Here is a 23,713-nt window from a genome sequence, read left to right as displayed (position 1 = left end):
CGTGTTACTCACCCGTCCGCCACTAACTCCGAAGAGTTCGTTCGACTTGCATGTGTTAGGCCTGCCGCCAGCGTTCGCTCTGAGCCAGGATCAAACTCTCAGGTTGAGTTGACTTCTGACCTAAGCAGATCGGACCGAAATCCGATTTGGCATTAGTTCTACGTATTTGATTGACGAGATCCCACGAACGCCTCTCCGAAGAGCGACGTCATGGTGTCTTTTCAAAAAGACCGCAGATGTCAGTGTCGATAGACAGTTCCGAAGAACTATCGCTAGGACACCGCCGCCTGCGTTTCTCTTTCCAGATCAACGATTTCAAAGACCAGAGGAGCCGGAGACCGGCTCCAACCGTTTAGCGCCCGGTTGCGGCGGAGGCGGCGATGTAGTCGCCTCGGTAATCCGTGTCAAGCGGTTATTCCGAAGAACAACCTCTTTCCCGTCCGCCCCGTCCGGAGACGGGGGAGGCGCTCTTTAGCGCCTCAGTATTCCGCGTCAAGTGGTTCTTTTTAAAGAAGAACCTCTGTCTGCGAACCGGCCCGGGAGGCCGGTGGAGGCGGCTGTCTAAAGAGAGCCGATCTCCGTGTCAACCGGGCTTTTTGAGCCATTTCGCGGAGGAGAAATCCGGAGACTTCAGGCCGCAAAAAACCGTCTGGAAAGCCCGAGAGGCTTGCCTCTGTTTCGTTACCGACGATTCGATTGGAGCGCGGAACCTAACCGAAACACCTTAAGGAAGCAACCCGCATCTGCGACTTTCTTCCCGGGGACCCGCTGGAGACTTTCGTCTCCGTGGCCCCGGCGGCCGGCCCGTTTCCGAGCGAGGCGGCGATATACGCAGCGGCCATTTTGTCCGCAAGCCGATTCCGACAGTTTTGCGAACTTTCTCGCGGAGTCGCGGTCTGCGGACGGCGTATGACGGATCCCGGCCCGTCCGCGACAGGCCGCAACCGCCCGCTCAGCCTGCCCTTCAGCCCGCGGCTATATAGGTGCGCAGGGATTCCGCCTCCCGGGTGGCCTCGGCGATCTGGCATTTGACCACGTCGCCGATCGAGATCACGCCCGCCAGCCGGCCGTCGCGCAGAACCGGCAAATGGCGGATTCGCCGGTCCGTCATCCGGCCCATGAGAATCGCCACCGTCTCTCCGGGGGCCGCGAACACCACTTCCGACGTCATGACGGACGAAACCGGCCGGGTCAGCGCGGCCTGACCGTCGCGGGCCACGGCCCTGACCACGTCCCGTTCGGACAGCACGCCCACCACCTTGTCCTTGTTACAGACCATCAGGGCGCCGACACGCAGCCGGTCCAGTTCGCCGCAAGCCTCGCCCAGCGTCAGATCGGGGCCGATGGCGTAGACGGCGTCGCCCTTGTCCTTGAGAATTTCGGCGACCAGCATCGCGGCTCCTCCCTCTCTATATAGAGTGCGGCCGCGGATGGACCGCTTCAGGCCGCAGGGTCGCGCAGATCGGGCGGCGAATCAAACGCTTCCGGACGCGGACCGAACGCCCTTGCCCACGGGCCGATCAGCAGGGCTCCGGCGACGAAGCCGAAGGCGTGCGCCTCCCAGGCGATCCGGGCGCCTTCCATTCCCGGCGCGAAGCCGAGCAGGCCGACGACGGCGTTGACCGCCATGATCGCGACGGCCGGCGTGAGGAATCGCCTGTCCGTCAGGGCTCTCAGCCGCCCGGACCTACGGCCCAGCAGGCGAAGGGCTGCGCCCATGAGCCCGAACACCGCTCCGGACGCGCCGACCAGGGCGTCATAGCTGGCGGCGTGGACCAGGCCGTACCCCGCCGTCGCGAGCAGGCCGCATGCTATATAGAAGGCGAGAAAGCCGAGGCTCCCCTTAACGCCGGGCATGAGCCGCGCCACGGGCGTCCCGAACGCCAGCCCCAGGATGGCGTTCATCGCCACATGCGGCCATCCGCCGTGGGCGAACATCGAGGTCAGCAGCCCCGGCCACCATCCGCCATCCCAGAGCGACGAGGGCCGAAACGCCAGCGACAGGCCTCCGTCGGGCAGACGCGTCTGGAACCAGTACAGCACCGGCATCGACACGGCGACGCCGACCGCCATGAGCGGGGCGTTGAACACACGTTCGGGCGGCTGGGCGGTCAGGGCGAAAGCTCCGGCGATTCACGAAGACAAACCAATCGGTTGTCCGACGTCATCATGGCAAGCGCTTCTTAATAACCATGACCCAAAGTGGGATGAAGGATCGTTTCCGGTCCATTGACCCTGTTTGCGTGAGAGGTGGCCATGACCATGCGCATCAAGCTTCTGCCCGCGATCGCCCTCGTCGTCCTTCTCGCAGCGCCGGTCGCGGCCTCGGCCCAGTCAGCCGGTTCCTCGAGCATGGGAACCTATCAGGCCGGCTACGGCTCCTCGCGTTACACCACCGCCCGGCCCCAGACCGGTTCGACTCGCGACGCGAACGGCAACCGGCTGATTGTCGACGGCGTCATCCAGGCCGGAGCCAGCAGCTATTCCAGCGCCAGCGGGGGCGTCTCTTCCAGCTACTCCGGCGCGGGGTCGAACGGGACCATCGGCGGTTCGACCGCCATCGGCAACAACCTGAATGTCGTCGTTCAGGGCAACCACAACACCGTCATCGTCAACTCCACCCAGGTGAACAACGGCGCGGTCACCGCCGGGACCAGCCTGAACGGCACCCTGAGGCTTCCATGAGCGCTGGCTCCCTTCCCCGCCGGCTTCGGGCCGCGGGCATAGCCTCTGCGGCTGCGGCCCTTCTGAGCGGCTGCATTTCGGCCTCGGCGGGTCCGAACGGTCAATACGCCTCGCCGATCGGCGACGCGCCCGTGACCGCCAACCCGACCCCCTACTCCGCCGCCCTTTACTGCATGGCGGACTACGCCCGCCGCTACAGCCTGCCCTCGCCGCGCATCGCGGTGGGCCGGATCAGCGACTACACCGGCACCGTCTCGGCCGACGGCGGCCGTCAGGTCACGGGCGGCGCCTCGCTCATGGCCAATACGGCCCTGGCCAAGGCGGGCGCCCATATCGTCGAACGCTATGACATCTCGGTGTCCGAGCTGGAGCTGCGCTACGCCAACAACCGGCTGATCGGCGACGCGGGTCCCGGCGGTCCGGGCGACACCCAGTACCGCCGCATCCTCGCCGGCCAGGTGCCGGGCTCCGACTTCTACATCGTCGGCGGCATCACCGAGGTGAACTACAATATCCGCTCGGGCGGCTTCGACATGGCCGCGGGTCAGGCGACCAGCCAGACGCCCCTGTCCACGGCGTTCGCGGGCAAGGCCTATGTGATGAACATCGCCATCGACCTGCGCCTGGTCCAGACCACGACCATGGAGGTCGTCGATGTCGTCTCCTATCAGAAGCAGATCATCGGTCGTGAAATCTCGGCCGGGGTGTTCGACTTCCTGAACGGCAACGTCTTCGACATCTCCGCCGGCGAGGGCGGGCTGGAGCCCGTGCAACTCGCCGTTCGCGCCCTGATCGAGCGCGCCACCGTCGAATTCATGGCCAATCTGTACGGCGCGCCCGGCCCTGAAGTCTGCCTGAACGCCGGCCCGGACCCGCTGGGCGGCGCCGTCGGCCCGACCGGCGGCTTCTATCCCGCTTACCCCAACACGGACACAAACAATGGCGCAACACGTGCGGATCCGTCTCGCTGGCACGATCGCCGCGACGGTGCTGTGCGCGGCAACCGCTACTGAGGCCGCCGCCCGCACACCGCCGCAGGACGGCGCCATCGTCCTGAACGAACAGCTGCAGCTGGGCGACATCTTCGCCGGCCAGACGCTGAACGTCGTCGACGCCCAGGATCAGGTGACCGTCGAAACCTCGGCCCAGGGCAATTCGGCCTCGGGCTCGGTCGAGAACGGCGCCGTCACGGTCCAGTCGAACCAGGACATGCGCGGCGACGCCGTGGCCCGGACCGACCTCACCCTCGGCGGCGACACGTTTGGCGAGGTCAATGCGACGACCCAGGCCGGCGGAAACTATCTGGCGGTCAGCGCCTACAACGCCGACCTGACGGTCGATGCGACCCAGTCCAACACCGGTGATCTGGTCAGCGCCACCACCGAGGTCGGGGACAGCGACGCCAGGCTTCACGGCGGCGTGGCGGTCAACGCCTCGGCCATTTCCAACACCGTCGCCCTCGCCGGCCAGGCCTCGTTCCTGCAGGGGACCGTCGACCAGTCTTCATCGGCGGTCGTCCGGTCGTTCGGCCGCGTCCAGAGCCAATACATACCGGCCGCCGGCAGCGTGACCAGCGAAGCCATCGTCAACGCCGTCGCGGTCAACAGCAACGCCACATCGGGCCAGAACCTGTCGATCAGCCAGCGCTCGACCGGCGATTTCGTCGAGGCCGAAGCCAGTTCGAACGCCGGCAACGGCTGGGACCTGGCCGCCCGCGCCCGGGCCAGCGCCAACCAGGCCGTGCTCTACAACGAGGGCGGATCGGTCGTGACCGCGGCGAACCAGACCAACACCAGCTTCGTCCGGGCCTCGGCCCTGACCACCGCCTATGACTTCGGCCAGGCCGAAGCCCAGGCGCGCGGCGTCGCCAATGAATTGTCGGTCGGCAACAACGACATCTTCGTCGAGATCGACAACACCCAGTTCAACTCGGGCGGCGTGGACGTCACCGCCACCTTCTCGGGCACGAACGGCTATGACGCCTATGTCGGCGCCGAGGCCGTCGGCAACAGCGTCACCGGCTACGCCTGCTCGACCTGCGAAGCCTTCCTCGACGCCACCAACAACCAGACCAACAGCGGTGACGTATCCGCCGTGGCCAACACCACGGTGGCCGGGTCGGGTCGGGCGGTGATCACCGGCGCGACCGCGGTCGGCAACTCGGCGAACTTCTACGTCTCGCGTCCGACAAATTAACTTTCAGTAACTTGAGCCGGCCCGCCCCGTCGCCGAAAGGTTGCACGGGGCCTGGGCGTTCGTCGCCATCAGTTCCCTAGCCCAGTGTCCGGCGCGGCCCCACCCGGGAGCGATCGCGCCTTTCGGAAAGAGACCGAGAATGCGTTCCGCCCGTCGCCTTCTGCTGCTTGTCGCGGCTTCCACCACCGTTCTGCTTTCTGCAGCGCCGGCTCTGGCGCAAGCCCAGTTCCAGCCCTCGGACCCCTGGGCCCATGCCACCAGCGACATTCCAGCTGACACCAACGTCCGCTTCGGCGTCCTGCCCAACGGCATGCAGTACGCGATCCTGCGCAATGCCACGCCGGCGGGTCAGGCGTCCTTCCGCCTGCGTATCGACGCCGGCTCGCTGATGGAGAACGAGGACCAGCTGGGTCTGGCTCACTTCATGGAGCACATGGCCTTCAACGGAACGACCAACATTCCCGAGAACGACCTGCTGCGCATCCTCGAGCGTCTGGGCCTGGCCTTCGGCGCCGACACCAACGCCTTCACCAGCTTCGACCAGACCGCCTATCTGCTGGAGCTGCCGCGCACCAATGATGAGACGGTCGACGCCGCGCTGCGCATCATGCGCGAACAGGTGTCCGAGGCCCTGATGGCGGCTGACGCGGTCGACGACGAGCGCGGGGTGATCGAGGGCGAGGAGCGGATGCGCAACACGCCGCAACTGCGCATCGCCAAGGCCCAGTTCGGCCTGCTCGCATCGGGTCAGCGTCTGGCGAACCGCCTCCCCATCGGCAATCTCGACATCATCCGCACGGCGCCGCGAGAGCGCTTTGTGGAGTTCTACAACGCCTATTACCGGCCCAACCGCGCCACCTTCATCGCCGTGGGCGATTTCGACGTCGAAGTGATGGAAGGCAAGGTCCGCGCCGCGTTCGAAGGCTGGACGCCCAAGGCCGCGGACGGCCCTGATCCCGATCTTGGCCAGGTCGCCCAACGCGGTCCCGAAACCCGCGTCCTGGTCGAGCCCGGCATCCAGTCCTCTGTCGATATCAACTGGATTCGCCCGCCTGACCTCGATCCGGACACCGTGGCCGAACGCCGCGAAAATCTGATCCAGAATCTCGGTCTGGCCGTGCTGACGCGCCGTCTCGGTGAGCTCGCGCGCGCCGACAATCCCCCGTTCGTGAGCGCCAGCGCTTCGAACGCGTCCGTTTTCGACAGTCGCTCGGCCGGTTCGGTCAGCGCCAACTTCAATCCCGGCGGCCTCACGCGAGCCCTGCAGACGATCGAGCAGGAACAGCGCCGCCTGGTGCAGTTCGGGATCACCCAGGCCGAACTGCAGCGCGAGATCACCGACAACCGCACCCGCCTGCAGAACGCGGTCACCGCCGCCGCGACGCGGTCCACGCCCGCCCTGGCCAACGGCCTGCTCGGCGCGGTCAATGAGGGGGACGTTTTCGCTTCGCCGGCGACCAGTCTCGCCCTCTTCAACGCCACGGTTGAAGGCCTGACGCCCGATCAGGTCACCGCGGCCGTCCGCCCGGTCTTCGAAGGCCAGGGGCCGGTCGTCCTGGTCACCTCCCCGGTCGCGATCGAGGGCGGCGAGGCCGCCGTCACCGCGGCGCTCGAAGCCTCCCGCCAGGTCGCGGTCACGGCCCGCGCGGACGAGGCCGCGCTGGAATGGCCCTATACGGATTTTGGAACGCCGGCCCAGCCGAGCGCCCGCACCGAGATCGCTGACCTTGGCGTCACCCGCGTGGACTTCCCCAACGGCGTCCGTCTGTTCGTCAAGCCGACCGAGTTCCGCGACAACCAGATCCTGGTCAGTGTCCGCACCGGCATCGGCGAACTGGCCCTGCCCACGGACCGCGTCACGGCCATGGCCTTCGCCAATTCGGTGATGGGACCGGGCGGCACGTCGAAGCTGACGGTGGATCAGCTGACGCGTGTGCTCAGCGGCAAGACCTACAGCGTCAACGCCGGCATCGATACGGACGCCTATACGCTCGGCGGAGCGACCAAGCCTGAAGATCTCCAGCTCGAGATGCAGGTGCTGACCGCCTATCTGGTGGATCCGGGTCTTCGCGCCGCGCCCTTTGAAAGGGCCCGCAGCCAGTTTCCCGCTCAGCTCGCCCAGTTCCGGGCGACGCCGGGCGGCGTGCTGGGCCGCGACCTTGGGGAACTGATCAGTTCCGGGGACCAGCGCGACGCCATGCCGACCGAGGAAGAGATCGCCGCCATGTCGATCGAGGAGATCCGCGCCGGCGTGACCGAGGGCCGCTCCCGCGGGCCGATCGACATCGTCATGGTCGGGGACGTGACCGTGGACGCCGCCATCGCCACCGTGGCGAACACCTTCGGCGCCCTGCCGGATCGTGGGGCCCAGGCCGAACCCCTGCCGGGCTCCGACGTCCGCCGCTTCCCGGCGCCGACCGCTGAACCGGTCCAGCTGAAGCACGAGGGCCCGGGCGAGCAGGCGATCGGTCTCATCGGCTGGCCCACCACCGACGCGATCGACGACAAACAGGAAGCGCGGCAACTGGCCATCCTCAACGCCGTCGTCCAGCTGCGTCTGAACGAGGAGGTCCGCGAAAAGCTGGGCATCTCCTATGGGCCCGGATCCGCGGCGGCGTCGTCGCCGGTCTTCCCCGACTACGGCTATCTGCTCATGCTGGCGGAGACGCGCCCCGAGAACCTGCCGGTCCTGTTCACGGCCTTCGACTCGATCGCCGCGAGCCTGAGGGACACGCCGATCAGCGATGACGAACTGCTCCGGGCCCGCGCGCCGGCGGTCGAATCGCTGCGACGCAGCCAGGCGGACAATGGCTACTGGGTCAGCCAGCTCGCCGAGGCGGGGCGCAAACCCGGCACCTTCGACGAAATCCGCTCGAACGTGTCGGATCTGGAGTCGGTGACGCCGGCCGACATCCAGCGGCTGGCGCGTCAGTACCTGACCGCGGACAAGGCCTGGCGCCTGACCATCACATCGGACAACCCGGCCGCTCCCGCCGCGGCCGCCGCGGCCGCCGCCCCGGCCCAGTAAACAAAAAATGGCCCCGGTCCTTTCGGATCGGGGCCAGTTTGCTTCTCAGGATCGTCGACGGAGCCGACTTCCACAGTTCTGGACTTCCGCGGCTGACCCGCGGCTGAACACCGGTGTTCAGACTGGCGTCAGAAAACCCGGCCGCCCACGCCGCCGTCCAGGGTGATCGAAGCCCCGGACAGAACGACGCCGGCCTGTTCGACCACTTCCTCGCGGTACTCGGTGTAGGTTTCCTCGCGGATCATGGTCAGGATCTTCACGCCCGCACCGTAGCGGCGGAGGAGCGAGCGTTCGTTGCAATCGCGCTCGGGCTTGGCGGGCCTGCATTCGACGCTGCCGCCGCGACCGTGCCACAGGGCCTCGCCCTTGCGGCAACTCATGGTGTCGCCGCCGTTGAAGCTGATGTCGCCGAGATACTCGGCGATGGTGACCTGCAGCCAGGTCCCCGCGAGGCAGCGGTACAGTTCGCCATCGTAGTCGCCGTCCACGTCGCGGCCCGGCCGGACCTGGGACGCGGGGTGCGGGACGCTGCGGTCGTCGATGCACACGGCCTGGATGATGACGCGCTTCTCGAACCGGCGGCGGGATTCATAGGGAACCCGGATGGTCTGGCGCACGCGGGCGCCCTCGACGTTCAGGCCGCTGATGGTGGTGGGATAGGGCTGATCGACCGTCACATAGGCCGAACCGCCGCCGCCGACATAGGTGCTGCCGCCGGCGCGGGCGTTCAGGCCCGCACGGGCCGCCGCACTGGCGTTGGCGTTGGCGTTGACGTTCACATTTACGTTCAGGTTTCCACCGCCGCCGCAGCACGGGGGGGGCGGCGGCAGCTCGCAGCACGCCGGCGGGGGCGGCGGCGGAGGCGGGGGTTCGCAGCACGGCGGTGGCGGCGGTTCGCACGGCGGGCCGCACTGGGCGGCGGCGGAATCCGCGAACGCCATCAGGGCCACAAAACTCCCCAGCGGCAGCAGCCAGTTCATGATCCGCACCCGCATGGGCCGACCTCCACATCAAAACTTGTGCGGTCCCGACGAGGCGCGGGCCGCTCCAGCCTTCATCTGACGCCAGGAAGCCTTTCCATTCCGTTGCTTTCGCCCGGCCCGGCCCTTGCGGCTGAACGGCCAGAGGCGAAGCTGATGTTTCATCCTGACACGCAATTTCTGATCGACCACTGGACCGGCCTGTCGCGCCGCGCCGAGGCGCGGGCCGGCATTCCGGCGCGCGCGGCCGTGGAGCCGGCGGCGCTGGGCCTGCGCCTGCCGCGTGTGTTCATCGCCGGGCGGCCCGGCGAGGACGCCGTCGTAAGGCTGGCCGGGACCTGGATCGAGGATTTCCACGGCGATCGCCTGAAGGACCAGCCGCTGCTGTCGCTGTGGCGGCCCGCCTCGCGGCCCCTGGTCGCCGCCGCCCTGACGCAAACCCCGCGGGAAGCCCGCCCCGTGGTCATCGTCGCCCTGGCCGGCCTGGACGCGGCCCAGATCGAGGTCACCCTGGTTCCCCTGCGGGGTCCGTCCGGCGAACCGGATCGAATCCTGGGGCTGTACGCGCCTGCCGCCACCCTCACCCTGGCCGCCGACGAGTCCCGCCTGCTGACGGCCCGGCTCTCGGTCGGCGTCGGCGAGCCCGCCCGCGCGACCCTCAGCCTTGCGGCGGTTCACGGCCGACGCCTGGCGTGACGGCGACGAGATCGGTGCGGTACCGCTTCCAGTTCTGCACATAATGGGCGGCCGAGGCCTTCAGCGCCTCGATCTGCCCCGGTTCAAGCTCACGCACCACCCTGCCGGGCTGCCCCATGACCAGGGAGCCGTCGGGAATGATCTTGCCCTCGGTGATCAGGGTGTTGGCGCCGATCAGGCAGTTCTTCCCGATCCTGGCCCGGCCCAGCACCACCGCGCCGATGCCGATCAGGGTGTTGTCGCCGATCTCGCAGCTGTGCAGCATCACCATATGGCCGACGGTCACCCCGTCGCCGATGATCAACGGCTCTCCGGGATCGGAATGAAGGACGCTGCCGTCCTGGATATTGGTGTCCCGGCCAATGGTGACGGGGTCGTTATCCCCTCGCACCACCGCCCCGAACCAGATGCTGGCGCCCGGCTTCAGAATCACGTCTCCTGTAACCGTCGCGTTCGGAGCAACCCAGTATTCGCCCTCCGGTGGAAGCTGTGGTTTCTTGTCAGCCAACGCATAAACCGTCATGGAAACATCACCTTATCTTGAAGCGTTTCTTGGCTTTAAGCCTTCGTAAACCAAGCTAGCATCATTCTGTTGATGCGATTCGAGGCCGCCCATTTCGGCCCCGGATCGGTAACCGGATCAAGCCCGGTCCGGTCAGACCTCGGGGGACGTGCGTGGTGCGTTCGGTTCGGCGGACTATTCCGCTGGGAGCCTTCCGGTCCGTGAAAGGGCCCTCCTCCGATCCGGGCGGATGCGTCGCATCCCCTTCTCTCCTCCCCACCTTCGTTCGAGGCGATGCTTTTGCGGCATCGCCTTTTTTCATGCCCTGGAGGCGTCCATGACCAAGCGTGCAGCCATCAAGCGCCAGACCCGCGAGACATCCCGTGAACACGGCGTGCTCGATTCCCGTCAGTTCATGGAGGACTCCAGGGTACGTCGCCTTCCGACCCACACGGGTCAGGGACACGGCGGCCAGGGTCATGGGGGCTGGTCGCCCTATCCGTCCAACGATGATCGCGACCAGGCCTATCTGAAGACGCTGAAGCCCAAGTCGGACGGCCAGGCCGAGATGATGACGGCCATCGACCACCACAACATGGTCCTGGCCCTCGGGCCGGCAGGGACGGGCAAGACCTATCTGGCCGTCGCCAAGGCGGTCGAGGCCCTGGAAGCCGGCAAGATCGGTCGCATCGTCCTGAGCCGCCCCGCCGTCGAGGCCGGGGAATCGATCGGCTTCCTGCCCGGCGACATGGAGGACAAGCTGGCCCCCTATCTGCGCCCCCTCTACGACGCGCTTTCGGACCGGCTCTCGATGAAGCGGGTCAAGGCGCTGATGGCCGAGGGTCTGATCGAGATCGCGCCGATCGGCTATATGCGCGGCCGCACCCTGAACAACGCCTTCATCGTCGTCGACGAGGCCCAGAACTGCACCTACGTCCAGCTCAAGATGCTGCTGACGCGGCTGGGCTGGCATTCGACCATGGTGGTGACGGGCGACCCGCAACAGTCCGACCTGCTGCCGGGGATCTCGGGCCTGTCCGACATCGCCGAACGTCTGGCCCCCGTGCCGGACATCGCCGTGATCCGCCTCGCCGAACAGGACATCGTCCGTCACCCGCTGGTGGCGAGCATGATCGGGGTGCTGTGAGACCTCAGACCTGACGGGAAGACGCCGAAGAGATCAGGCCGTCGCGGGATTCACCGCGGCGGCCTTTTCCCTGGCCAGGGCCAGCCCTTCGACCGACCCGCTGGCCGGGGGCTTCGGCCGGGCGCCCATCCGGTCGATCAGGGCGAAGACGAACGGGTTGAGCGAGATCGAGATCAGGGCCGCCGCCAGGATCAGGTCATGCGTTTCCTGCCGCATGCCGCCCAGCTGGACGCTGACGGCGGCGAGAATGAAGGAGAACTCGCCGATCTGGGCCAGGGCCGCGGCGACCGTCAGGCTGGTGGCCCTGTCGAGCTTGAACAGGGTCGTGATCGCCAGGGCGGCGATCGACTTGCCGATGATGACGATCGCCAGGACGCCCAGCACGGCCAGCGGCTCGCGGATCAGGATCGTCGGGTCGAACAGCATGCCGACCGAGACGAAGAACAGCACGGCGAAGGCGTCGCGCAGGGGCAGCGACCGCTCGGCGGCGTTATGGCCCAGGGGCGAACTGTTCAGCACCAGCCCGGCCAGGAAGGCGCCCAGGGCGAACGAGTGGAACAGGGCATAGGCGATCCAGGCGATGCCGAGGGCGATAGCCAGCACCCCCAGGGTGAACAGTTCGCGCGACCGGGTGTGGGCGATGCGCACCAGCAGCCACGGCAGCAGCCTGGCGCCGACCACCAGCATCACGCCGGTGAAGGCCGCCACCTTGAACAGGGTCCAGCCGATCGATCTCGCCAGCTCCACGCCGTCCAGCGCATCGCCGGGCTGGATGACCAGCAGCGGAAGAATGACCAGGGCGATGACGATCACCAGATCCTCGACGATCAGCCAGCCCATGGCGAGACGGCCGACCGGCCCCTTGACCTGTCTGCGCTCCTCCAGCGCCCGCAACAGCACGACGGTCGAGGCGACCGAGAGCGCGAAACCGGTCAGGGTCGCCTCGAGATGGCTCATGCCCATCAACCGGCCCAGACCCCAGCCGAGCGCGGTCGCCGCCGCGATCTGCACGAGGGCGCCGGGGATGGCGATCTTCCGCACCTTCATCAGATCGGCCAGCGAGAAATGCAGCCCCACGCCGAACATCAGCAGGATGACCCCGATCTCGGCCAGTTGAGGCGCCAGCTCGACGTCGGCGACGTAGCCGGCCGTGTGCGGTCCCACGACGACGCCCGCGACCAGATAACCGACCAGAGGCGACAGCTTCAGCCGATGGGCCAACATGCCGAACACGAACGCCAGCACGAAACCGCCGACGAGGGTGAGGATCAGGCTGTCGGCATGCGGCATCGGCGCTCCTCGGATGCGGGCGGGCTTTTCCTCGAATTGGAAGCGTCACATCTGGGGACTCACGCGCCTGAGGGCAAGCCGGGGACGGACGGGCGCGATCCGTGACACGATTGCCCCTTCGCGCCCGGCCCGCGGGCTGCTAACCGAACGCCCTTCACATTTCAGCGGCCCGTATGAAAATCTCACGCCTCGCCGTCACGGCCTTCGCCTTCGCCATTCTCGTCGTCGTGCTTGATCAGCTGACCAAGGCCTGGATCCTGTCCGGCCTGGACCTGCGCGAAGCAGGCCGCGTCGAAATCCTGCCGCCGATCCTGAACTTCACCTGGGTCGAGAACCGCGGCGTCAGTTTCGGCCTGTTCGGGGACGGTTCGGCGCGCTGGATGCTGAGCCTGTTCTCGATCATCGTCGCCGGCGTTCTCGGCTGGTGGGCGCTGCGCGCTGACCGGCGATTGCTGATCTCCGCGATCGGCCTGGTCATGGGCGGCGCCATCGGCAATGTCATCGACCGCATCCGCTTCGGCTTCGTCGTCGATTTCATCGATTTTTCCGGCACCCGGGTTTTCCCGTGGGTCTTCAATGTCGCCGACAGCGCCATCACCATCGGCGTCCTGCTGCTGATTCTGGACAGCGTGCTGTCGGAACGGGCCGCCAAGGTTGGCCTCGCCGCCGAAAAGTCGTAATCAACCCCATCATCAAGGGACTACGCGCGCGCCCGTTCGGCGCCCGATCCAGATCGCACCGAGATCATTATAATGCGCCTTCGCACCGTCGCCGTCCTGACCCTCTCCACCTCGTTGCTCGCGCTCGGCGCCTGCTCCAGCGTTCGCCAGGGCATCGGCCTGACCAAGATCACGCCGGACGAGTTCCTGACGGTCTCGACCGCGCCGCTGACGGTGCCGCCGGAATACGGCCTGCGCCCGCCCGCGCCGGGCCAGCCGCGCCCGCAGGAGCTGGCGCCCGAATCCGCCGCCCGTCAGATTCTGCTGGGCCAGCGTCAGGCCGTGACCCGTTCGGCGGGCGAACAGCAGCTGGTCGCCCAGGCCGGCGGCGACCGCGCCGATCCCCTCGCCCGCTATGTCGTCGACGACGAGTTCGGCGATCTGGCGCACAAGGAAGAGGGCTGGGCCAACCGCCTGCTGTTCTGGCGCCGTGAAGACCCCGCCAGCCAGGTCGCGACCACGACCCAGACGGCGGAAGGCGCCGTCACCGTGGACGCCGCCAGCGAATACGCCCGCCTGCAGGAACTGACCGGCGGCCGCGTCGGCATCGTCATCGCCCCGCGCCGCGATAGCGGCTTCAAGCTGCCGGGCCTCTAGGCGCTCGATCTGATCCCCGAAAAAGGCCCGGATGCGAAAGCGTCCGGGCCTTGGTCCTGTCAGGCCTTCGCCGCCCCCGCCCTGAGGCCGCGCTCGGCCAGGGCCACAATGGCGACGCCGCCCATGGTCAGGGTCGCGCCGGTCAGGATCTGGGCCGTCAGCACATCGCCCATGAAGCCCCCGCCGATCAGGATCGACACTACGGGCGTGGCCAGCAGATAGGGCGTCACCCGCCCGGCCTCGCGCTTCTGCACCAGCCAGAACACCAGGGTGGTCGCCAGCACCGAGGACACCAGCCCGGCCCAGACGACGCAGGCCCAGATGAGCAGGTCGGCCTGGCGGATCGCCTGCCACTGACCCTGCTCGAACGCGGCCGAGCCGAACGCGAGGGTGGGCAGGGCGACCAGCGCCAGCAGCCCCTGCATTTTCAGCGGCGGAATCGAGGTCGTGCGTCGCGCGATCACCGTCGTCATGGCCCAGGCGGAGGCGCCGGCGATCCCGACCAGGATGGCCTTCCAGTCGGCGATGGCGTGCGGGTCCAGCGTCATCCAGGCCACGCCGGCGAAGGCCACGGCCATTCCCGCCACGGCGAAGCGCGACAGCTTCTCGCCCAGCAGCAGGAAGGCGAACAGCGCCGTGAAAGGCACCCACAGCTGTGACGCCACCGACACCGGGCTGACATCCTGCGCCAGCCAGAAGGCCAGATAGATCAGGCCGTAGTGGATCGGTCCGCCCAGCACCACGATGATGGCCAGGCTCTTCCAGTTGGGGAACGGCGGCCGCACGAAGGGGATCAGGCAGGCCGCCGCGATCGCGAACCTCAACGCGGCCACCAGCAGCGGCGGCATGGTTTCTGTCGCCAGCTTGGCGGCGGCGTTGTTGACGCCCCAGATGACCACCACGGCGATGATGGCGAGAATCTCGACTGGCGAGAGCGGCGTGTGGGGCTTGTCCGGGGTGATCACCCCCCGGCTATGGCACAGGTCCGGGGCGCCGGGGGCTCAAAGCGGGTAACGGAGCGTTTCGACCACGCCCCGTTACCGTCCGTCATCCGCCTAGAACGGGATGTCGTCGTTCAGATCGTAGCTTTCCTTGGGACCGCTGGGCTTGTTGGCGCCGCCGGTCGAGAAGCCCGAGGAATAGTCGTCGTCGCCGCCGCGCGAGGCCCCGCCGCCGGCGCCGCCGTCACGGCCGCCCAGCATGGTCAGCTCGCCCTTGAACTTGTTGACCACGACCTCGGTCGAATATTTCTCCACGCCCTGGGCGTCGGTCCATTTGCGGGTCGCCAGCGTGCCCTCGATGTAAACCGTCGAGCCCTTCTTCAGATAGTTCTCGGCGACCTTGATGATGTTGTCGTTGAAGATCACGACGCGGTGCCACTCGGTCTTTTCCTTGCGCTCGCCCGTGGCCTTGTCACGCCACTGCTCGGACGTGGCCAGCGACAGGTTGGCGACCCGTTCACCCGAATTCAGGGTGCGGATTTCCGGGTCCTTGCCCAGGTTGCCGACCAGAATGACCTTGTTGACGCTGCCCGCCATCGCCGAGCTCCTTCTTCTTCGTTTGGCCCGCCGCGCTTCGCGCTGTTCCGGGCCGGGATTGTTTGTCAGGCCTGACTAGCGCGCTTCCGCACCGGGTACGCGAGGTTTGTCGCCGTCATCCACAGACGCTTTGTTCCACGTTTGTTCCGTTCCGTCTAGGGCGCGGTCGCGGGCGCCGCCGGTTCGGGCGAGGCGGAAACCGACACCGGCGTGCCGTCGATGGCGCGCTGGATGGCGCTGGGAATGGCCAGCCGGCCGTCGCCGGTCCGGGCCAGCAGGATGAAGCGCGAGCCTTCCAGCGTCTTTGAAATCCACACCCCGGCGCGGTCGATGAAGATGAACTGGCCCTGATAGGCGCCCATCACCTCGCGGCGGCCGCCGCCCAGGCGGAGGAAGCGCAGGCGCATCTCTTCGAGGCGGGCGGCGCAGAACTCGATCTGCGGCTGCTCATCCGCGACCTTGTTGAAGCGCGGGGCCTCGCCCTCGGCGCCGATCTCGACGGCGTAGCAGACGCCCGGGTCAAAGGGAGCCTCGGTGGTCTTCTGGCAAGCCGCCAGGGCCAGCAGGCCGGCGCCCAGGGTGGCGGTCGTCAGGAGCTTCATCAGCGCAGACCCGGGAACTGGCAGCTCCGGTCCTGTTCGACCAGGGTGCGGAAACGGTTGTTGTCAGGCGACTGCTCGACCCGGCGGGGAACCAGCCTGAGAGTCGTCTCCCCCCAGCGGCCGTACAGGGCCTCGCCCGGCCGGACGCAGGTGCCGGCGTACAAGGCCTGGACGCAGGCGTTCAGACTCATGTTCGAGGACAGCGAACGCCAGTCCGATCCCGTATAGCGCAGGCAGGGGCTGCCGGACGCGGCCTGGACCGACGGCTGGGCCGGCTGGCTCGGTTCGACGGAAGGCGCGGGCTGTTCCGCCTCGGTCAGTTCCACCGGCGGCAGGCTGGGCGGCGGAGCGAAGGCGGCGGTCGGCGCCGCGGCGAGCGCGCCGGTCTCGTCGATGCCCACGTCGAGGGCGTCGGTGGCCAGGCCGTTGCGGCGTGCGCAGTCGGACAGGGTCGCCATGCCGATGAACTGGCCGTCCACGAAGCAGCGCAGTTCACGGGTGGTGTTCAGTTCCGGCGCGTCGGCTACATCGACGGTCAGGCCGCCCTGCGCGGCCGGCGGCGGCCCCGCCTCCCGGCCCCGTCCGCTGCTGAAAACCAGGGCGAGAACGACGGCCGCGACGATCGCCAGTCCGGCGCCGATCGCGATGAGAAGACGATTGTCCTGAGGCATGAAAAGCTCGCGCGGATGGAGTCCCCAATAACCCCCTCGGAGCCTGCGCCGTCAACGCTCTTCGTCGGCGACGGCTAGCCGGTAAGCCGGGACAGGGCGGCCTGGTAGTTGGCCAGCTGAGCCGTCAGATAGGCGGGCACGGTTCCGCTCGCCGCCGGAGCGGACGTGGCGGGATCCAGGGCGCGATAGGCCTCGCGCACCGACTTCATCGCCGCCTGGAGGCGTTCGCCGGCCGTCTTCACCGAAGCGGCGTCGCCCAGGTTCAGGCTGGCGGAAAGGTCGAGGCCGAAGGTCTTGACGATGTCGTCGCCGGCCGAGGCCCCGACATAGCCCGGCGACAGGCCCAGTCCCGCCAGGGCGTCGCGACCCGTCTCTCCGGCGGTCAGGACCCCGCCGGCCTTGCCGTCGCGGGCCGTGATCGACAGGCGCTGGAAGCCGCCGGTGGTCGTCGTCGTCTCGCCATCCTTGCCCGTGACCGCGCCGCCTTCGGACACCACCGTGGCCTTCAGCTTGCCGGACGAGGCGATCTCGATCTTGCGGGCGAGGGTCGCGAGCGTGTCCTTGGCCTCGATGGTCACGGAGACAGCCCGGCCGCCGTCGGGCGGGCTGATGTAGAAGCGGTCGCCGACCCGCACCGAGGTCGCGTCGATCAGCCGCTTGGAATCGCTCTGGTCTATTTCCCCCTTGGGCAGGCCGAGCCGGTCCAGCACGCTGGCTCCGTTCGAGGCGACCGCCAGGGTCAGGGGTTTGGCCTGGTCGCCGTCGCCGGACCAGGTCTTCTCATACTCGACGGCGCCGCTCAGAGGATCGATCCGGGCCAGATAGCCCCTGGTCGGGTCGGTCGCCTTGGCGGCCTCGCCGCGGTCGGCCACGCCGGTGATCCAGACCTTGCCGTCGTGCACCTTGACGTCGGCCGCCGTGTCGTCGCCGGCGCCGCCGTGCCACGTCAGCCGGTCGCCGGCCGCGGCGGTCAGGTCGCTGGACAGGGTGGCGATGAAGACGTCCTTGCCGCCCGAATGCGCGGTCGTCACCATACCGGCGGACAGGCCGCTGTCGCGGCTGGTCCCCGTCAGTATGACCTTGCCGCCAGAGACCGCGACGCCGGCGATGTCGCCGCTGATGACGCCGAGATCGCGCGTCGAGGCCAGGGTCGGCACGCCCGCGGCGTCGAGGGTGAAGCGGCGCACGACGGCGCGACCGTCCTCGACCCCGGCGGTGTAGAGGTTCGAGCCGTCGATGGTCATGGCGTCGACGCTGTCGTCGCTGGCGGTGCCGAACTGGGTCGCGGCGGTCGCCTTTACGGTGATGCCGGCGGTGGGATAGGGCTCGCCCGCCTTGAACGCCTGCACATAGCCGTCCCAGCCCCCGACGGGAGACGCGCCCGTAACCGCGGATTTGGCGCGGCCGGCGATATAGACCGTGCCGTCGGCGCCGAAGCTGACCGAGGTGGCCTCATCGGCGGCGCGGGCCCCGCGGCGCTGGCTCCACTGCTCCTCGCCGTCCTTGTTGAAGACGGTGACGAAGCTGTCGGCGACGCCGGCGACCTCGCCCGCCTTGCCGGCGTCCGTCTTCGAGGTGTTCAGGGATCCTGTGACCGAGCCGGCGACCGCGACATTGCCGCTGGCGTCGATGGCGATGGCGTAGCCGCTGGCCGTCGAGGCCGCGCCCAGGGTCCGGGTGGCGACCAGCCGGCCCGCGGTGTCATACCGCATCAGGGCGACGTCCTGCACGCCCTTGATCGGCTGGGTGTCGGGACCGGCCGTGACATCGGCGACCATCCACAGGGAGCCGTCCGGCCCCACGGCGCTGGCCCGCACGTTCTGGACGCCGTCCGGCAGGGCGTTCTGCGACAGACGGCCGTCGACCCATTGGGTTTCGCCGACGCCGCCGGCCGTGGGGGCCGCCGCCGTGCCGCCGTCGCTCTGGAATTTCAGCAGCTGGCTGCCGCCGGCGATCCCGGCCGACTGGACGACATAGACGGCGTCGGACGTCTCGGCGGCGGTGAAGCCGACCGTCTCGGTCGAGTTTCCGCGAATGGCCAGGGACCATTTGTCGGGACCGGCCGGAAGGGTGACCGGCTTGCCGTTGACCTGGACGGTCTTGGGTTCGGCCTTGATCTGCTCACGGCCGACCCGGGTCGCGAAGCCGGCGGTCTGAAGCTGGGTGTTGATGAACTCCAGGACGTTGTCCATGGTCCTCGGCTTGGCCCCCAGGCCCGCCAGATCGATCGGAACGGCGGTGGTCAGCGAGTCGGTGATTCCGACGGGAACCTTGATGGTGATGTTGAATCGGACATCGCCCTCGAAGGCGACGACGGGCGTGCTGAGCGCGCCTTCATGGATCGGGCCGGTGACAGAGACCGCGCTGTCGCGGGGTGTCGCGGCGGTGGTCTTGCTGATGGACTTGGCGGTGCCCTGCACCATCCGGATGTCCTCGAACGCCGCAGCGGACATCCACGATCCGACTTCGGCCAGACCCGCGCTGAAGCGTTTGTTCAGCTGGGCCAGCTCGAGGCTGCTGACGCCCTTGGTCGCGGCGCGGTTGGTCAGGGCGTTCAGGGTGTCCAGACCCTGATAGAGGGCGAACAGTTTGCGGTAGTCGGCCGGCGCCGACTTCATATCCAGCTGGGCCGCGTCCTCGTTGATCAGCTTGCGGCCGCCCAGCGCCGCGCGCACCAGCGCATCCTGCTTCGGAGCGACGACGGTCGAGGACCATGGCGGGGTAGGCTGTTTCTTGGCAGCCTGCAGCGCCGCCGTCGTGTACGTCGACGTCGTGTCGGTGGCCGTTCCGCCGAACAAACCCAGAAGATAGCTGTTGTTGATCACACGCGACTCCCGGCTGCCACTGTGAGGCGTCGGGCGTAACGAGGGCTTAACGTCAGGGCGCGGAACGACGGTGGACGCGACTCCGGCCCCGACTCGGGGAACAATGGTCTCCTGCGCCCGTTCTTCGCGCGCCGGATGAGGAGGACGCCGTGATGACCGCCTTCGTCAATGCCCTGAAATCGTTGCTTTCCTTGTACGGCCTTGGGCCCAGAACCGGCCTGCGTCGCAGGCCGGCCGCGATCCGGATCGGCCACAGGGCGCTTTGATCAGCCCTGGAACAGGGACAGGATGATCTGCGGCGCCTGGTTGGCGATCGACAGCGATTGCGCGCCCAGCTGCTGCTGGACCTGAAGGGCCTGAAGCCGCGCGCTCTCCTTGGCCAGGTCGGCGTCGACCAGGTTCCCGATCCCCGATTCCAGCGTATCCATCAGCTTGGTGACGAAGCTGTTGTGATGCTCGATCTGTTTGGCCTGGGCTCCGATCGACCCCAGGGCGGCGTTCAGCTGGGTGATCGAATCGTCCAGACGCGTGAGCGCCTGGGTCGCGCCGGTCAACGTCAGCAAGCTGTCCGACAGGGCCAGCTCGATGATGGAGCCGCCCAGCGACAGGTTCTTGGACGAGAGGGTGACGAAGCTTGAGGCGTCGGCGTTGGCCAGGAATTTGATTCCCGAGGTCAGCGAGCCGTTCAGCAGGTTGCCGCCGTCGAACGAAGCATTGCCGATCTGCGACGAGATCGCCCGCAGCAGGGCCTTGAAATCATTGTCCAGCAGCTCACGCGACTGGGTCTTGAGAGAGCCGTCCTTGGCCGCGACGACCTTTTCCTTCAGCTGGTTCAGCAGATCGGAGATAGATTCGCCGGCCGACAGGGCGACATCGGCGACCGAGGTCGCGCGATCCAGGCTCTGCTTCACCGCGCTCAGGGCGCCGATGTCGGCGCGCTGGCCCTGGGCGATGGCCCAGATGGCGGCGTTGTCCTTGGCTCCCTGGACCTTAAGCCCCGTGGAGATGCGGCCCTGAACCTCGCCCAGGCGCTCGTTCGTCCGCGTGAGGTTCTGCAGCGCGATGGCCGCGGAGTTGTTTGTATGGACGCTATTCGTCATCCGACTCAGCCCTGTGAGGTTTCGCCAAGGCTAGAGGCGCAAGCGTGCACACATGGTTAACAGGCGCTAACCATGACGAAACCCGCGCGGATCGCTCCTGCGCGGCGGATGGATCGACTGGTCGGCGCGGTCAGGCGGTGGTGTTGATGACCGAGCCGGAGCTGTAGTCCGCGGTCTGCATCAGATCGACCACCTGTTCGCGGGGCAGTTGCTTGACGACCTCGCCGGTGACCCGGTCCAGCGTCTTGTAGATGAACGACCCTGACGGCCCCTCCTCGATCACCAGGCGATAGCGCGCGGCGCGCTCGGCCTCCTCGGAGGCCCTGGAATCATGAAAGTCGCCGCCTGCGGTGAAACCGGCGGCGGCGGCGGGCAGGATGGTGGACGCGGTTACTGAAGCGACCTTCGCATTGCTTTGCATGGCTCCTTCCGACGGGGTTGAGCCCGCGGCTTCCTATAAAGGGACTGGAGATCGGTCGGGCGGGATCCGCGTGGGACCCCGCCCTTCCGGTCGATCCTTAGCGGAACAGTCCGAGCAGGATGGAGGTCGAGGAGTTGGCGATCGACAGCGCCTGCACACCCAGCTGTTGCTTGGTTTGCAGAGCTTGCAGTCGGGCGCTTTCCTTGGCCAGATCGGCATCGACCAGGTTGCCCACGCCGGTTTCCAGAGCGTCCTGGAGCTTGCCGACGAAGCCAAGGTGGGTCGTGAACGACTTGGAGCCGGTGCCCAGGCGAGCCAGGGAGGCCGAAACCTTGTCGATCGACGCGTTGACCAGACCCAGGGCGGTCGTGGCCAGGGTCGAGGTGCCGATGGTGGTCGTGGCCGCAACCGTCACGTTCGCGCCGCCCAGCGACAGGTTTTCACCCGCCACCTTCAGAGTCGAACCCGCGGTGTTGGCGAGGGCCTTGTAGCCGCTGGTGCCGGTCGAGTTGTCCAGCAGGTTCACGCCGTTGAACTTGGCGTTGGCGACGACGGTGCCGATTTGGTCGCGAATGGCCTTGAAGTCTTCGTTCAGGGCCGAACGGGCCGAGGTGGTCAGGCTCTTGTCCGTGGCGGACAGGGCCTTTTCCTTCAGTTGGCTCAGCAGATCGGAGACCGATTCGCCGGCGGCCAGGCTGACGTCCACGGCGGAAGAGCCGCGGTTCAGGCTGTCCTTGACGGCGTTCAGGGCGCCGATTTCTGCGCGCTGGCTCGTCGCGATGGCGAAGATGGCGCCGTTGTCCTTGGCGGACGAGACGTTCTTGCCGGTGCTGATGCGATTTTGAACCGTAGCGAGTTCATTGTTGGTGGACTGCAGGTTCTGCAGGGCGATTTGCGCGCCCATGTTCGTGTTAACGCTGTTCAGCGCCATGACGATATTCCTTGTTTCAAGGTGTCCGACGCCATTTTGGCTGCCGGGAGCATTTTGCTCGCAGCTATCGCAGCAAGGACGGGACCAGTCGCCAAACGGACATGCCAGCCCGCCGGTCGTTGTTTTTGCTGCGTTAGTTCCTGTTAAGCACGTTGGAAGCCCGGCAGAATGTGCCGGGCGGAGGGCAAAAACTGCCCGGTCGCCCTGCAGTTTGTGCCGCCGGCCCATGGCGCGGTTTCAGGAATTCGGGCGCCAGCCGCGCCAAACCGCGCCAGGCGGCTCTCAACCGGGCCGCGACCAGGGCCAGCGCCGCCGGGGCGGCTCGACCCAGCGGTCCAGCAGGGCCCGCTCGGCCAGCAGGGTGTCGACGGCCAGACTTCGGGCGGCGTCGCAAAGGACCAGCGCCCCTCCCCGCGCCGCGTATGACGCCTCCAGATCCCCGATGTCCGGCGCTTCAGGAAGCCGGTCCAGACGACAGGGGGCCGTCGCCGCCGCCGGCAGACTCAACCGGGGCGGCCGCGCAGACGAGCGGCGCGATCGGGGTCCAGCGGGTTGGAGGCGTCATCGGCGTTCCTTGCATGGCTGACGGCGTGGTCGGTCGCCCGCGCGACCAACAGGTGCTGTTGGTGGTGAATATCGAGGCGGCGCGCCTGTTCGGCCGCGCCCTCGACCTCGAGCCGACGCGCCTCGGCGTCGGCCCCGGCGGCGACCGCCCGGGTCTCGGCTGCCGCCAGACGGCGCCCGGCCAGATCGAACGGGTCCCAGCGAAGGCCGAGGCCCCGGCCGAGCGCCACGACGGCGACAAGGGCCAGCGCCACAGCCACGCTCCAGCCGAGCGGGCCAAGGGCGCGCAGAATCGCGAGGCCCCTCACGGGAACACCTTGCGGTCCAGTTCGAAATGCGGCCCGTCGCGCAGGGTCGGCCAGTCGCCGCCCCAGACGATCGCCGTCCCCTGCCGCGCGGCGGCCGCCTTGAACGCCGCCGCGATGCGGGGATACAGCGGCCAGTCCCACCGGACCTGACCGTCGACGAGGGCGGCCACGTCCACGGCGTGACCGGTCAGGTGCCGGGACTTGCGCGTGCGGCTGGCTCCCGCCCGGACCAGGGCCGCCTGACGTTCGGGCGTGCGCAGCCCCTCGGTGACCATGAAATCGACCGGCGTCAGGGCCGAGGCCTCCTTGACCAGGGCGACCAGACGGGGATGCACGCCCGCCAGACGCTTCAGGGATCGTTCGGACAGGCGGAAGCTCATGGCCGCCTCCCCGGCAGGGCGCCGAGCGTGGCGATCAGCTGCTGCGCGCTGGGTGCGACCAGATACAGCACCATGGTCAGGGCCAGCAGCGCCATCAGCCCCTGCGCCAGCCGCGGCGCGGCCTCCGGCGGGGTCGCCGCGATCAGCCGGTCCAGCAGCAGCCAGGCGCCGGCGCTCGTGGCGAACACATACAGCCTGCGCCACAGCCAGCGGCCCTCGGCCAGGGGCGAAGGCCCGTTTTCCCCGGGAAAGTCGGTCATCGGAAATCCTCCGGATCATCGAGGTCGAAACCGGCGCGACGCCAGCCGTCGCCGCCGTGGGTGAAAAGCTCGGCGTGGGTCAGGCGGCGGGGCGCGTCCCACACCTCCTCGTCCAGCAGACGGGGGTCCGGCCGGGCCTCCCGGCGTTTCGCGAGGCGGGTCATCCGAGCGCCACGATCCAGACGACGCCGTCCGCGCCGGAACCGCCGGCGCCTCCGGCCGCGACGCCGGCCCCGCCACCGCCCCCGCCGGCGCCCGTTCCGCCGCCCGCGC

Annotated in this window: 26 protein-coding genes and 1 rRNA gene; 8 read left to right on the top strand and 19 right to left on the bottom strand. The window is 68.0% G+C overall.

Annotated elements, in window-relative coordinates; genetic code table 11:
- From WC555_RS13725 to WC555_RS13715, 3 genes are all read right to left on the bottom strand, one after another.
- A 16S ribosomal RNA gene (locus WC555_RS13725) occupies window positions 1–106 on the bottom strand; the annotation flags it as partial.
- A gap of 858 nt (window positions 107–964) precedes the next feature.
- A complete protein-coding gene (locus WC555_RS13720) occupies window positions 965–1,393 on the bottom strand; it encodes a CBS domain-containing protein (RefSeq protein WP_373254399.1) in 429 nt (142 codons plus the stop codon).
- 47 nt (window positions 1,394–1,440) lie between these two features.
- Complete coding sequence (locus tag WC555_RS13715; RefSeq protein WP_373254397.1) at window positions 1,441–2,073, bottom strand: rhomboid family intramembrane serine protease; 633 nt, start codon at window positions 2,071–2,073, stop codon at window positions 1,441–1,443.
- Between the two features lie 183 nt (window positions 2,074–2,256).
- Here WC555_RS13715 and hfaA point away from each other — a divergent pair, with 183 nt between their 5' ends.
- The 4 genes from hfaA to WC555_RS13695 all read left to right on the top strand — a co-directional run bounded on the left by hfaA (window position 2,257) and on the right by WC555_RS13695 (window position 7,909).
- Window positions 2,257–2,685 carry a holdfast anchoring protein HfaA gene (gene hfaA / locus WC555_RS13710; protein WP_373254395.1) on the top strand — a complete coding sequence of 143 codons (429 nt, stop codon included), beginning with the start codon at window positions 2,257–2,259 and terminating at the stop codon, window positions 2,683–2,685.
- The gene (gene hfaB / locus WC555_RS13705) at window positions 2,682–3,698 is read left to right on the top strand and encodes a holdfast anchoring protein HfaB (protein WP_373254393.1); all 1,017 of its coding nucleotides are present in this window, start codon (window positions 2,682–2,684) and stop codon (window positions 3,696–3,698) included. The genes hfaA and hfaB overlap by 4 nt, the downstream gene beginning before the upstream one ends.
- Window positions 3,625–4,881, top strand: coding sequence for a holdfast anchor protein HfaD (hfaD, locus tag WC555_RS13700; protein WP_373254390.1), 1,257 nt, complete (start codon window positions 3,625–3,627; stop codon window positions 4,879–4,881). Before hfaB ends, hfaD begins: the two co-directional genes overlap by 74 nt.
- Window positions 4,882–5,020: 139 nt before the next feature.
- Window positions 5,021–7,909 carry a M16 family metallopeptidase gene (locus WC555_RS13695; protein WP_373254387.1) on the top strand — a complete coding sequence of 963 codons (2,889 nt, stop codon included), beginning with the start codon at window positions 5,021–5,023 and terminating at the stop codon, window positions 7,907–7,909.
- Between the two features lie 128 nt (window positions 7,910–8,037).
- Here WC555_RS13695 and WC555_RS13690 read toward each other — a convergent pair whose 3' ends face one another.
- On the bottom strand, window positions 8,038–8,688 hold the full coding sequence (locus WC555_RS13690; RefSeq protein WP_373254384.1) for a hypothetical protein: 651 nt from the start codon (window positions 8,686–8,688) through the stop codon (window positions 8,038–8,040).
- A 357-nt stretch (window positions 8,689–9,045) separates the two neighbouring features.
- Here WC555_RS13690 and WC555_RS13685 point away from each other — a divergent pair, with 357 nt between their 5' ends.
- Window positions 9,046–9,585, top strand: a complete 540-nt coding sequence (locus tag WC555_RS13685; RefSeq protein WP_373254382.1) for a PAS domain-containing protein — start codon at window positions 9,046–9,048, stop codon at window positions 9,583–9,585.
- Here the strand turns inward: WC555_RS13685 and WC555_RS13680 are convergent.
- Window positions 9,548–10,108, bottom strand: coding sequence for a gamma carbonic anhydrase family protein (locus tag WC555_RS13680; protein WP_373254380.1), 561 nt, complete (start codon window positions 10,106–10,108; stop codon window positions 9,548–9,550). The genes WC555_RS13685 and WC555_RS13680 overlap by 38 nt on opposite strands.
- A 304-nt stretch (window positions 10,109–10,412) precedes the next feature.
- Here WC555_RS13680 and WC555_RS13675 point away from each other — a divergent pair, with 304 nt between their 5' ends.
- Window positions 10,413–11,234 carry a PhoH family protein gene (locus tag WC555_RS13675; RefSeq protein WP_373254405.1) on the top strand — a complete coding sequence of 274 codons (822 nt, stop codon included), beginning with the start codon at window positions 10,413–10,415 and terminating at the stop codon, window positions 11,232–11,234.
- A 33-nt stretch (window positions 11,235–11,267) separates the two neighbouring features.
- On the opposite strand, the gene WC555_RS13670 is transcribed toward WC555_RS13675, so the two are convergent.
- Window positions 11,268–12,524, bottom strand: coding sequence for a cation:proton antiporter (locus WC555_RS13670; protein WP_373254379.1), 1,257 nt, complete (start codon window positions 12,522–12,524; stop codon window positions 11,268–11,270).
- A 173-nt stretch (window positions 12,525–12,697) separates the two neighbouring features.
- Here WC555_RS13670 and lspA point away from each other — a divergent pair, with 173 nt between their 5' ends.
- Window positions 12,698–13,204 carry a signal peptidase II gene (gene lspA, locus WC555_RS13665; RefSeq protein WP_373254377.1) on the top strand — a complete coding sequence of 169 codons (507 nt, stop codon included), beginning with the start codon at window positions 12,698–12,700 and terminating at the stop codon, window positions 13,202–13,204.
- A 72-nt stretch (window positions 13,205–13,276) separates the two neighbouring features.
- The gene (locus WC555_RS13660) at window positions 13,277–13,840 is read left to right on the top strand and encodes a DUF3035 domain-containing protein (protein WP_373254376.1); all 564 of its coding nucleotides are present in this window, start codon (window positions 13,277–13,279) and stop codon (window positions 13,838–13,840) included.
- A gap of 59 nt (window positions 13,841–13,899) precedes the next feature.
- On the opposite strand, the gene WC555_RS13655 is transcribed toward WC555_RS13660, so the two are convergent.
- The 13 genes from WC555_RS13655 to WC555_RS13595 all read right to left on the bottom strand — a co-directional run bounded on the left by WC555_RS13655 (window position 13,900) and on the right by WC555_RS13595 (window position 23,604).
- Window positions 13,900–14,805, bottom strand: a complete 906-nt coding sequence (locus WC555_RS13655) for a DMT family transporter (RefSeq protein WP_373254374.1) — start codon at window positions 14,803–14,805, stop codon at window positions 13,900–13,902.
- Between the two features lie 90 nt (window positions 14,806–14,895).
- The gene (ssb, locus tag WC555_RS13650) at window positions 14,896–15,378 is read right to left on the bottom strand and encodes a single-stranded DNA-binding protein (RefSeq protein WP_055828508.1); all 483 of its coding nucleotides are present in this window, start codon (window positions 15,376–15,378) and stop codon (window positions 14,896–14,898) included.
- Window positions 15,379–15,533: 155 nt separating this feature from the next.
- Entirely contained in the window at window positions 15,534–15,980 is a 447-nt protein-coding gene (locus WC555_RS13645) for a hypothetical protein (RefSeq protein ID WP_373254372.1), read from the bottom strand.
- On the bottom strand, window positions 15,980–16,651 hold the full coding sequence (locus WC555_RS13640; protein ID WP_373254370.1) for a hypothetical protein: 672 nt from the start codon (window positions 16,649–16,651) through the stop codon (window positions 15,980–15,982). Before WC555_RS13640 ends, WC555_RS13645 begins: the two co-directional genes overlap by 1 nt.
- A 74-nt stretch (window positions 16,652–16,725) precedes the next feature.
- A complete protein-coding gene (locus WC555_RS13635) occupies window positions 16,726–19,476 on the bottom strand; it encodes a transcriptional regulator (protein ID WP_373254367.1) in 2,751 nt (916 codons plus the stop codon).
- 266 nt (window positions 19,477–19,742) lie between these two features.
- Entirely contained in the window at window positions 19,743–20,576 is an 834-nt protein-coding gene (locus tag WC555_RS13630) for a flagellin (RefSeq protein ID WP_373254366.1), read from the bottom strand.
- A gap of 130 nt (window positions 20,577–20,706) precedes the next feature.
- Window positions 20,707–20,997, bottom strand: coding sequence for a hypothetical protein (locus WC555_RS13625; protein ID WP_373254363.1), 291 nt, complete (start codon window positions 20,995–20,997; stop codon window positions 20,707–20,709).
- Between the two features lie 97 nt (window positions 20,998–21,094).
- On the bottom strand, window positions 21,095–21,928 hold the full coding sequence (locus WC555_RS13620) for a flagellin (RefSeq protein ID WP_373254402.1): 834 nt from the start codon (window positions 21,926–21,928) through the stop codon (window positions 21,095–21,097).
- A 282-nt stretch (window positions 21,929–22,210) separates the two neighbouring features.
- Window positions 22,211–22,435, bottom strand: a complete 225-nt coding sequence (locus tag WC555_RS13615; protein WP_373254362.1) for a hypothetical protein — start codon at window positions 22,433–22,435, stop codon at window positions 22,211–22,213.
- On the bottom strand, window positions 22,432–22,800 hold the full coding sequence (locus WC555_RS13610; RefSeq protein ID WP_373254360.1) for a hypothetical protein: 369 nt from the start codon (window positions 22,798–22,800) through the stop codon (window positions 22,432–22,434). Before WC555_RS13610 ends, WC555_RS13615 begins: the two co-directional genes overlap by 4 nt.
- Window positions 22,797–23,180, bottom strand: coding sequence for a M15 family metallopeptidase (locus tag WC555_RS13605; RefSeq protein WP_373254358.1), 384 nt, complete (start codon window positions 23,178–23,180; stop codon window positions 22,797–22,799). The genes WC555_RS13610 and WC555_RS13605 overlap by 4 nt, the downstream gene beginning before the upstream one ends.
- On the bottom strand, window positions 23,177–23,440 hold the full coding sequence (locus tag WC555_RS13600; RefSeq protein WP_373254355.1) for a hypothetical protein: 264 nt from the start codon (window positions 23,438–23,440) through the stop codon (window positions 23,177–23,179). Before WC555_RS13600 ends, WC555_RS13605 begins: the two co-directional genes overlap by 4 nt.
- Entirely contained in the window at window positions 23,437–23,604 is a 168-nt protein-coding gene (locus WC555_RS13595) for a hypothetical protein (RefSeq protein ID WP_373254353.1), read from the bottom strand. The genes WC555_RS13600 and WC555_RS13595 overlap by 4 nt, the downstream gene beginning before the upstream one ends.
- Window positions 23,605–23,713 lie beyond the last annotated feature (109 nt).

Source organism: Brevundimonas sp. (assembly GCF_041648615.1).
GTDB lineage: Bacteria > Pseudomonadota > Alphaproteobacteria > Caulobacterales > Caulobacteraceae > Brevundimonas.
Note: the sequence above shows the minus strand (reverse complement) of the source record. Positions and strands in the feature narration are given on the sequence as shown.

What these genes read in the sequence shown, in the direction of transcription:
- WC555_RS13640 (WP_373254370.1), bottom strand. Translation starts at nt 16,651, where the DNA reads ATGCCTCAGGACAATCGTCTTCTCATCGCGATCGGCGCCGGACTGGCG.
- lspA (WP_373254377.1), top strand. Translation starts at nt 12,698, where the DNA reads ATGAAAATCTCACGCCTCGCCGTCACGGCCTTCGCCTTCGCCATTCTC.
- WC555_RS13720 (WP_373254399.1), bottom strand. Translation starts at nt 1,393, where the DNA reads ATGCTGGTCGCCGAAATTCTCAAGGACAAGGGCGACGCCGTCTACGCC.
- WC555_RS13715 (WP_373254397.1), bottom strand. Translation starts at nt 2,073, where the DNA reads ATGGCGGTCGGCGTCGCCGTGTCGATGCCGGTGCTGTACTGGTTCCAG.
- WC555_RS13620 (WP_373254402.1), bottom strand. Translation starts at nt 21,928, where the DNA reads ATGGCGCTGAACAGCGTTAACACGAACATGGGCGCGCAAATCGCCCTG.
- hfaD (WP_373254390.1), top strand. Translation starts at nt 3,625, where the DNA reads ATGGCGCAACACGTGCGGATCCGTCTCGCTGGCACGATCGCCGCGACG.
- WC555_RS13605 (WP_373254358.1), bottom strand. Translation starts at nt 23,180, where the DNA reads ATGAGCTTCCGCCTGTCCGAACGATCCCTGAAGCGTCTGGCGGGCGTG.
- hfaB (WP_373254393.1), top strand. Translation starts at nt 2,682, where the DNA reads ATGAGCGCTGGCTCCCTTCCCCGCCGGCTTCGGGCCGCGGGCATAGCC.
- WC555_RS13600 (WP_373254355.1), bottom strand. Translation starts at nt 23,440, where the DNA reads ATGACCGACTTTCCCGGGGAAAACGGGCCTTCGCCCCTGGCCGAGGGC.
- WC555_RS13645 (WP_373254372.1), bottom strand. Translation starts at nt 15,980, where the DNA reads ATGAAGCTCCTGACGACCGCCACCCTGGGCGCCGGCCTGCTGGCCCTG.
- WC555_RS13695 (WP_373254387.1), top strand. Translation starts at nt 5,021, where the DNA reads ATGCGTTCCGCCCGTCGCCTTCTGCTGCTTGTCGCGGCTTCCACCACC.
- WC555_RS13595 (WP_373254353.1), bottom strand. Translation starts at nt 23,604, where the DNA reads ATGACCCGCCTCGCGAAACGCCGGGAGGCCCGGCCGGACCCCCGTCTG.
- ssb (WP_055828508.1), bottom strand. Translation starts at nt 15,378, where the DNA reads ATGGCGGGCAGCGTCAACAAGGTCATTCTGGTCGGCAACCTGGGCAAG.
- WC555_RS13685 (WP_373254382.1), top strand. Translation starts at nt 9,046, where the DNA reads ATGTTTCATCCTGACACGCAATTTCTGATCGACCACTGGACCGGCCTG.
- hfaA (WP_373254395.1), top strand. Translation starts at nt 2,257, where the DNA reads ATGACCATGCGCATCAAGCTTCTGCCCGCGATCGCCCTCGTCGTCCTT.
- WC555_RS13630 (WP_373254366.1), bottom strand. Translation starts at nt 20,576, where the DNA reads ATGACGAATAGCGTCCATACAAACAACTCCGCGGCCATCGCGCTGCAG.
- WC555_RS13625 (WP_373254363.1), bottom strand. Translation starts at nt 20,997, where the DNA reads ATGCAAAGCAATGCGAAGGTCGCTTCAGTAACCGCGTCCACCATCCTG.
- WC555_RS13670 (WP_373254379.1), bottom strand. Translation starts at nt 12,524, where the DNA reads ATGCCGCATGCCGACAGCCTGATCCTCACCCTCGTCGGCGGTTTCGTG.
- WC555_RS13660 (WP_373254376.1), top strand. Translation starts at nt 13,277, where the DNA reads ATGCGCCTTCGCACCGTCGCCGTCCTGACCCTCTCCACCTCGTTGCTC.
- WC555_RS13680 (WP_373254380.1), bottom strand. Translation starts at nt 10,108, where the DNA reads ATGACGGTTTATGCGTTGGCTGACAAGAAACCACAGCTTCCACCGGAG.